This window comes from Actinomadura sp. NPDC048021, assembly GCF_040653135.1.
Taxonomy (GTDB): Bacteria; Actinomycetota; Actinomycetes; order Streptosporangiales; family Streptosporangiaceae; genus Spirillospora; species Spirillospora verrucosospora.
In genome coordinates this window covers 405,212-412,531 of record NZ_JBEZJQ010000004.1, presented here as the reverse complement: position 1 = coordinate 412,531, position 7,320 = coordinate 405,212, and the positions used below count along the sequence as shown (strand labels likewise).

The 7,320-nt window shown below is 67.1% G+C and carries 9 protein-coding genes; 5 read left to right on the top strand and 4 right to left on the bottom strand.

Going from position 1 to position 7,320, the window contains the following annotated elements; genetic code table 11:
• Positions 1-336: 336 nt before the first annotated feature.
• From AB0C87_RS10015 to AB0C87_RS10000, 4 genes are all read right to left on the bottom strand, one after another.
• Positions 337-915: a GNAT family N-acetyltransferase gene (locus AB0C87_RS10015; protein WP_360577136.1), complete on the bottom strand. Its 579-nt coding sequence runs from the start codon at positions 913-915 to the stop codon at positions 337-339.
• A 506-nt stretch (positions 916-1,421) separates the two neighbouring features.
• Entirely contained in the window at positions 1,422-1,781 is a 360-nt protein-coding gene (locus AB0C87_RS10010) for a nuclear transport factor 2 family protein (protein ID WP_345173999.1), read from the bottom strand.
• 493 nt (positions 1,782-2,274) lie between these two features.
• Positions 2,275-2,892: a dihydrofolate reductase family protein gene (locus tag AB0C87_RS10005; RefSeq protein WP_360577135.1), complete on the bottom strand. Its 618-nt coding sequence runs from the start codon at positions 2,890-2,892 to the stop codon at positions 2,275-2,277.
• A gap of 67 nt (positions 2,893-2,959) precedes the next feature.
• A complete protein-coding gene (locus AB0C87_RS10000; RefSeq protein ID WP_360577134.1) occupies positions 2,960-3,550 on the bottom strand; it encodes a TetR family transcriptional regulator in 591 nt (196 codons plus the stop codon).
• A gap of 149 nt (positions 3,551-3,699) precedes the next feature.
• Between AB0C87_RS10000 and AB0C87_RS09995 the strand changes: the two genes are divergently transcribed.
• From AB0C87_RS09995 to AB0C87_RS09975, 5 genes are all read left to right on the top strand, one after another.
• Positions 3,700-3,846, top strand: coding sequence for a hypothetical protein (locus tag AB0C87_RS09995; protein WP_360577133.1), 147 nt, complete (start codon positions 3,700-3,702; stop codon positions 3,844-3,846).
• A 303-nt stretch (positions 3,847-4,149) separates the two neighbouring features.
• Complete coding sequence (locus AB0C87_RS09990) at positions 4,150-5,880, top strand: ATP-binding protein (RefSeq protein ID WP_360577132.1); 1,731 nt, start codon at positions 4,150-4,152, stop codon at positions 5,878-5,880.
• A 30-nt stretch (positions 5,881-5,910) separates the two neighbouring features.
• The gene (locus AB0C87_RS09985; protein ID WP_360577131.1) at positions 5,911-6,345 is read left to right on the top strand and encodes a roadblock/LC7 domain-containing protein; all 435 of its coding nucleotides are present in this window, start codon (positions 5,911-5,913) and stop codon (positions 6,343-6,345) included.
• Positions 6,342-6,707 (top strand): DUF742 domain-containing protein, encoded by a 366-nt coding sequence (locus tag AB0C87_RS09980; RefSeq protein ID WP_345174012.1) that lies wholly within the window; start codon positions 6,342-6,344, stop codon positions 6,705-6,707. Before AB0C87_RS09985 ends, AB0C87_RS09980 begins: the two co-directional genes overlap by 4 nt.
• Complete coding sequence (locus AB0C87_RS09975; RefSeq protein ID WP_353831202.1) at positions 6,688-7,269, top strand: ATP/GTP-binding protein; 582 nt, start codon at positions 6,688-6,690, stop codon at positions 7,267-7,269. The genes AB0C87_RS09980 and AB0C87_RS09975 overlap by 20 nt, the downstream gene beginning before the upstream one ends.
• Positions 7,270-7,320: the final 51 nt, after the last annotated feature.

Here is a 7,320-nt window from a genome sequence, read left to right as displayed (position 1 = left end):
GCCACCAGATACGACAAGCTCTCCGTCCGCTACCAGGCAACCCTCGAGATCACCGCCATCAACGAATGGCTCCACCTACTTCGAAACACGGCCTAGGCCGCGTGGTGACGCATCCAGGGTGCGGCTTGATCACATGAGGGTTAGCGGTTTGGTTGCGGATCATGCGGCGCATAGGTTGGGCGGGTCGTCGCTGTAGGTACCTAGATCGGCCGCGATTTGCGCGATCGACCGGTTGGACTCCAGCATGTCCGCGTCCTGGCGGCGCTCGTGTTGAGCGCGGAGTCCTCGTCGGTGGGGTGGCGAAGTCGTTGCCGGTGAGCATTCGGGCGGCACGGGTCAGTGGATCTGTCGCGCCATGAAGATCGCTTGCTCGCCGGCCGACTCGGTGCCGTCGTAGAGCCTGGTGTCCAGCCCGCAGAAGACGAAGCCCATCCGCAGGTAGGCGCTGATCGCGGGGGCGTTGATGTTGCTGACCTCAAGCCATACATGCCCGGCCCCCCGCGCTTCGGCGAAGTCGAAGGCGTGGCTCATCAAGGTTCGTCCCAGCCCCCTCCCCCTCCACGCTGGCGCGACCTCGATGTCGCAGATGGTCAATCGCCTGTTCCACGGTTCGAAGGAGCTCTCTACGAACCCGCACAGCTCGTCGCCGTTGCAGGCGACCACCGTCTGGCTCAGCTCGGGATCGCGGTCGTCCTTGGTGTCCTCGTCGGCTGGGAAGACCTTGTGGATGGGAGGGGTCACGGGAGTCTGGCGAAGCGTGAAGCCCTCGCCCGTTTCGACCACTTCGAACACCGAGTCTGTTGTGAACGACCCATCGAGCTTCGCCAGGCCCTGATCGTCCTCGGGTCGAGCAAGGCGGTAGGTGACGGTGCCCTGCACGCCGAGCACTGTCGGATCGTTCCCGGTCTTCTTCATGATCGACAACTTACGGCCGTCTAAAGTCTGCTCTCCCTTGTCGGGTCCCCCCCTGCCCGGATCACTGCGACGACCTACCGTCCAGTGGAGCCCGGCATCGACACACCGCCAGGACAACTTCCTGACGGCATCACGGGCCGCCTCGCCCGTGGCCGAACCCCAGTAGGCTCCGGATACCTGGTTGAGGCTGTAGAGCCGTTCGTTCATGTGCCGCCGGACGCGCCCCAGCATGTCGAATCCGGTTCCAGCCCCGGGCCGCAGTCTCCAGGAGGCCACGCGCGACGGTGTAGGTCGAGAAGATCCCGCCCGCAGGCATGCGCAGCACCGCCGCGAGACCCGAGGCATGACATAAGCCATCCGGGAGGGCGCCCGGCGTCCCGCGCCTCGCGCATCAGAGGCAGTCATGTTCAGCCCCTGCGAGGCTGATCAGCCTCGCAGGGGGTTCGAAAACAGCTTCTTACCGCCGTCTACCGGTGTGCGGTTCGCTCTTCAACGTGTCGGCTATGTCAATCGGCTGTGCTGGCGTGCACGGCGATGATTCGCCAGCCGTGCGTCTCGTCGTGTAGCCAAGTACGGGTGTAGCGCATCCTGGCCGCGAACGGCGCCCCGGAGGCGGTCCCCTCGACGGTGCCGAGAAACCACGTCACGCCGGTGCGCCCATCGGCGAGTACGGTCAACTCCTCCTCAGCCACCTTCGTCATCACCAGCGCCCGAGTGCGGTGCGCCTCCAGGTCGTCCGCCTTGGTCTGAACGCTCGCACCGAAGGTGAAGATCAGCCGATCATCCAGCAGCCGGTCCAGCGCCTCGACGTCTCCAGCAAGCTGCGCGCTCTGAAGTCGGCGCTCGGCGTCCCGCAAGTCCTCCATGAGGCACACCCTCCCAGCTGACGCCGTATCCGCACCAGGACGTTCACGCTCGGCTGATCTTCGTAGTCCGCCCCCGGGACCAGCGCGCTCCGCGCCTCAGTCGTCCTCCGCCCCGACCGTGAGCACTGCGACGGACGCGACCCGGGCACGCAGCAATGCGAGCAGGATGCCGTCACCGTGCCTCACGGCACCCTGCACGGCGACCGCTACGACCTCGAACTTCGTGGAGCCCACGTGCCAGACCAACTGGCCCGTGCCCGCCCCGTCTCGGGCGCGGCCGCCGAGAGCTCGCCAAGACGGCCCTCCACCCCGGACGTGTCCCCGACCGCCAGGTAAGCCGTCCCCGCGCTTTGGAGGAGCCGTGCTGGCTACAGCGCGGCTCCTCTCGCGAATACTGCCTCCTCACGCGATGGCGCTGACAAGCAGTATCGCCGAGGCAGGGCCGCCAAAGTCGCTAGGCATCGGGAGCAGGCTGTCGTGGCTGGCCCTGCGTCTACCTGCTGGAGGACTGCGGAGTGCCGGGGGCCCGGTCGTAAGTGAGGAAGGCAGCTCCGGAGTTGAGGATGGTGTGGTCGATGAGCTCCCAGACGTTGGGCGCGAAGACCGTGGTCCGTCCGAAGAGGGGGATGCCGGAGCCGATGGTGAGCGGGCTGAGTTTGATGATCATGCGGTCGATCTCGCCGTACAGTGCGCCGGCCAGTTCCCCGCCGCCGACGAGCCAGATGTCTTTGCCGCCCTCGCGCTTCAGTTCTCGTACCGTCGCCGCCGGGTCATCGGCGACGATTTCCACGCCGGGGTCTGGGCTTTCGGTCAGTGTCCGGGAGAAGACCAGGTGCTTGAGGTGGGCGTAGGCGTTGGTCACGTTGGCCGCGAGGCCGACCTCATAGCTTTTGCGACCTTCGACAACGGTGTCGAAATGGGTGCCTTCGGCAGTGACACCGAGCGCGGCCCGGGCCGGCCCCGGCAGGGTCTCGGGGTACTCCTCGATGAGGTGCTGGACGTAGTCCTCGGACGGGGACCAGAAGCCGCCGGGGCCGGTGGGGTCGGAGCCGTCGGGGCCGGCGACGAATCCGTCGAGGGTGGAGGCGATGAAGTACACGAGCTTGCGCAAGTCAGTCCTTTGTTGATCGGTCGGCGTGGACGGTGGGTAGCCGGTCGGGCCGGGCCCGCCCGGGGTGTCACTTCGTGGCTGTGGGGAACGGAGTGACGATGCGCTCTACGGCCTGAGTGACCAGTTCGTCGCGCTCGGCGTCTGTGAAGACATCCGGAAGTGTGAGCTGCTCAACGATCAGCCAGTTCATTGCCAGGTACATCAGCAGGACGGCGGTTGCGCCGCCGGGGAGGCCCGCGGTTTCGTGCAGGGTGACGTTCTCATCGATGTCGGCGCGGACCCGCTCGGTGAGCAGCGCGCGCAGCTCCGGCCTTCTGGTGGCCTCCAGCCGAAGCTCCAGCATCGCCAGGTGCCCGGATCGGAAGGCGGCGACCCTGCCGACGCTCTCCCGCAGCATCGTGCCGTACGACGCGGCGTCCCGTGCTTGCTCGAACATCTCGGTGAGCGCGCCCTCCGCGGGCCTGAGCCGCTCGTAGACGCGGACGCCGGCCTGGACGAGCAGTTCGTCGCGGTTGCGGAAGTAGTTGGACGTGGTGCCGATGGGCACCCCCACCTCCTTGTCGAGGGCGCGCTGCGTCAGGCCCCGCGCCCCCTCGCGGGCGAGAACCTCGATGGCGCCGTCGAGCAGCGCGGCCCGACGGGCCGGGTTCTGACGCATCCCACACCTCTTTCCGCATCTGAAGTACTTCAACTGAACCACATCAGGTGAAGTACGTCAATTGATGCATCCTGCTGCCCGGCGCGGACGCGGACATCACCATCTGGGACCCGTCCGCCCGCTGGCAGGTCACCGCCGGCGCGCTCCACATGGCCACCGACTACACCCCCTACGAGGGCATGCACCTCACAGGCCGCCCGACAACGGTCATGGTCGGAGGCCGGATCGTCGTCGACGACGACACCCTCACTGATCCGACTCCCCAAGGCCGCCACCTCAAGGCCACCCTCGCGTGACAGGACTGGGGCTCAGGCACGCAATCTGAAGGCGGGCCAGTGGCCGCCCTGGAGCGGATGCGCGGTTCCTGGGAAGACTTGTGGTGCTCGCCCGATCCAGCCGCTGTCGCTACGGCGCCACGCATCCATCGCAAAAGTGGACTTATGAGGACAAATATCCCCAATTGCGGGCATTGGTCCCGGCAATCTCGGCAATCCGCACTTTTCCCGTGAGGAGTTGTGACAGCCTAGTCACGGGTTGTGCCCATACGAGAGTCCGCATTAATCAATGTGGTGACTGCTGTCGACGCACCGAGGATGCCGATGCCTGAGTTCTTCCAATCCACTACCGGTGCCGAGCGACGGAATGTCCGGCGAGCCGGCAGGTCGGTGGCCCATGGTACGCATCGACAGAGTAAAATGCGCGCGCTTCACCTGTCCATTTTCATGCTCCCCTCGGTTGTCGTGGGCTTTCTCGGCTTCGCCGCCGTGGCGGTCGTGTACGACGGCGCCGCCGTGGGCCAGGGTGCGCGGCTGGTGCTGATCCTGGCGACCGCGGGGGCCGCGATCACCCTCGGAGCCGCCTTCGTGGCGGCGGACTCGGCGACCCGCCGGATACAGCGGCAGCTCGCCGAGTCGGCCCTCCAGGGCCAGGAGAACATGCAGCGGCGGCTCGGCGAGCTCGGGTTCCTGATCGCCGAGGGGCGGCGGGACCTGCAGCGGCTGGCCGAGGGGCTCCGCGCCGGCGGGACGGCCGCCCCGATCAGCGAGGACTTCCCGCCTCCCGTCAACGCCGACTCCTACCTGCAGCTCGTGCATGAGCTGCGGAAGGCGCAGAGCGCGGCCTGGAACGCCGTGGTCGGCGCCGCAAGCCGCGATGCGGCCGGTGGAGGCGGTCACCGGGTCGCGGTCTTCGTCAACCTGGCCCGGCGGATGCAGTCGCTGTCGCATCGGGCCATCCAGGGGCTCGACGAGCTGGAGAACCAGGTCGAGGATCCAGACCTACTCAAGGGGTTGTTCAGGGTTGACCACCTCAGCACCCGCATGCGTCGCCAGGCCGAGAGCCTCGCAGTGATCGGCGGAGCCGCTTCGCGCCGCCGGTGGACCAAGCCGGTGACGGTGTACGAGGTGCTGCGCTCGGCCATCGCCGAGGTGGAGCACTACAACCGGGTCAAGGTGGTGCCTCCGGTCGAGGGGAGCCTGGACGGTGGCGCGGTCGCGGACGTCGTCCATCTGCTGGCCGAGCTCATCGAGAACGCCACCAAGTTCTCGCCGCCGCAGACGCAGGTGCTCATTCGCTTCGAGAGGGTTGCCGCGGGCATGGCCATCGAGGTCGAGGATCGCGGCCTGGGCATCCCGCGGGAAGACCAGCGGCGGCTGAACGAACTGCTCGCCGACCCCGAGCGGGCCGACACCGAGGAACTACTGAAGGACGGGCGGATCGGACTGCTGGTGGTATCCGCGCTCGCTCGCCGCCACAAGGTCCGCGTCCAGCTCCAGGGCAATGTCTACGGCGGCACGCAGGCCATCGTCGTCGTCCCGGAGGAACTGGACGGCAGCGAAGCGGAGGAGGCGGAGGCGAGGCCCCCGGCGGAACCGGTGGCCTCCGGGGCACAACCCGCCGCGAGCCCCTCGACCCCACTGCCGTCGCGTGTTTCCGGCTCCGGGCAGGGCCTTGACACCCGGCCGGGTCTGCCACTGGATGAACGTGATGTTCTCGGCGCTTCCATGCCGCCGCCCCCGGCGGCCGAGGATTCCCGGTACCGGCTCTCTCCCTTGCCCGCGTCCGGCCCGCCGGCGGCCGTGACGGCCTCCGGGCCCGCGTCCGACTCCGGAACAGGGCCGGGCTTTCCGGGTGGTGACGGCGAGCGGCCGCCGTTGCCGCAGCGCCAGGCCCAGACCAACCTGGCGCCCGAACTGCTCAGTGCGCCCGCTCCCCAGCGGGATGATCAAGAAGTCGACTACAATCCGGGTTTTATGGCCGCATTCAAGAAGGGTTTGAACAGCGCGCAGGAAAACACCGACTTCGTCGATGACCCCGACAATGCGAACTGACGATAATCACACACGACAAGGAGTTTTCCGTTGAGTGCTGCCTCCCCGAACCAGGGTCGAGATCTTGCTTGGCTGTTGCGGGGGCTTGGCGAGCAGGTTCCGGTCATTCGCGGCAGCGTGCTGCTGTCGTCCGACGGCATGATGAAGGCCTCCGACGGCTTTGACCGCGCCGGCGCGGAACATCTCGCCGCGCTCGCGTCCGGGCTTTTCTCCATAGCGCGTAGTGCCGGAACGAAGTTCGACGACAGCAACGAGGTGCGGCAGGTCGTCGCGGAACTGAAGTCCAGCCAGTTGTACATCTCCTGGGCCGGTTACAATTCGGTGCTCGCGGTGCTCGCCCGAGCGGAGGCCGACCCGGCCGTCGTGGGTTTTGAGATGGCCCGGCTGATCAAGGCCGTCCGGCCCTTCCTGGACACCGCGGCACGGACGACGGCCGCGACGAGCGACCGAAGCCGCGCGTTTTGACTTCCGGCGAGGATGAGCTCTGGCTCGACGAAGCCGCAGGGCTACTGGTACGCCCGTACGCGGTGACGGCCGGCCGCACCCATCCGACCGTCGACCTGGACATGCTGTCCTTGGTGGTGGCGGCCGACGGGCACCCTCCGGTCCTGGATCCAGAGCACGCCAAAGCGCTTGAGTTGTGCCGCAAGCCGACCCCGGTCGCCGAGGTCGCGGCGCACCTGCGGCTTCCCGTGGTGGTCACCAAAGTCCTCATCTCCGATCTGGTGGACAGCCGGGCGATGACCGCGCACGCGCCGCGAACCGCGGCCGATCCCACCGACCGAGCCCTTTTGGAGAAATTGCTCGATGGCCTACAACGAGTCTGAGGTGCTCCCCACTCAGGTCAAGATCCTCATAGCGGGCGGTTTCGGTGTGGGGAAGACGACGTTCGTCGGTGCGGTGAGCGAGATCGAGCCGCTGAGCACCGAGGAACTCATCACCTCGGCCAGCGTCGGCATCGACGATCTCGGCGGGGTCGAGAACAAGTCCACCACTACCGTGGCGCTCGATTTCGGCAGAATCACGATCGAACAGCACGGGATCGTCCTCTACTTGTTCGGGACGCCGGGGCAGCGGCGGTTCTGGTTCATGTGGGACGAGCTGTGCGCCGGAGCGTTGGGCGCGATCGTGCTCGCCGACACCCGCCGCCTGGAGGACTGCTTCGAGGCGGTCGACTTCTTCGAGAGCCGGGGGACCCGGTTCCTCGTCGCGGTCAACGAGTTCGACAACGCGTACCGCTACGGATCCGACGAACTGCGGGGCGCTCTCAAACTCGACCCGCGCGTACCGATCGTGCTGTGCGACGCTCGGGACCACACCTCCGCCATTTCCGCGCTGCGGGCTCTGATCCAGTACCTCATTACAGCCGCCCCTGCAGTCCCTGCCTGACAGAACTCGAATACATGGGGAACGCTCCATCCGGCGCCGCCGCCGCTTCGT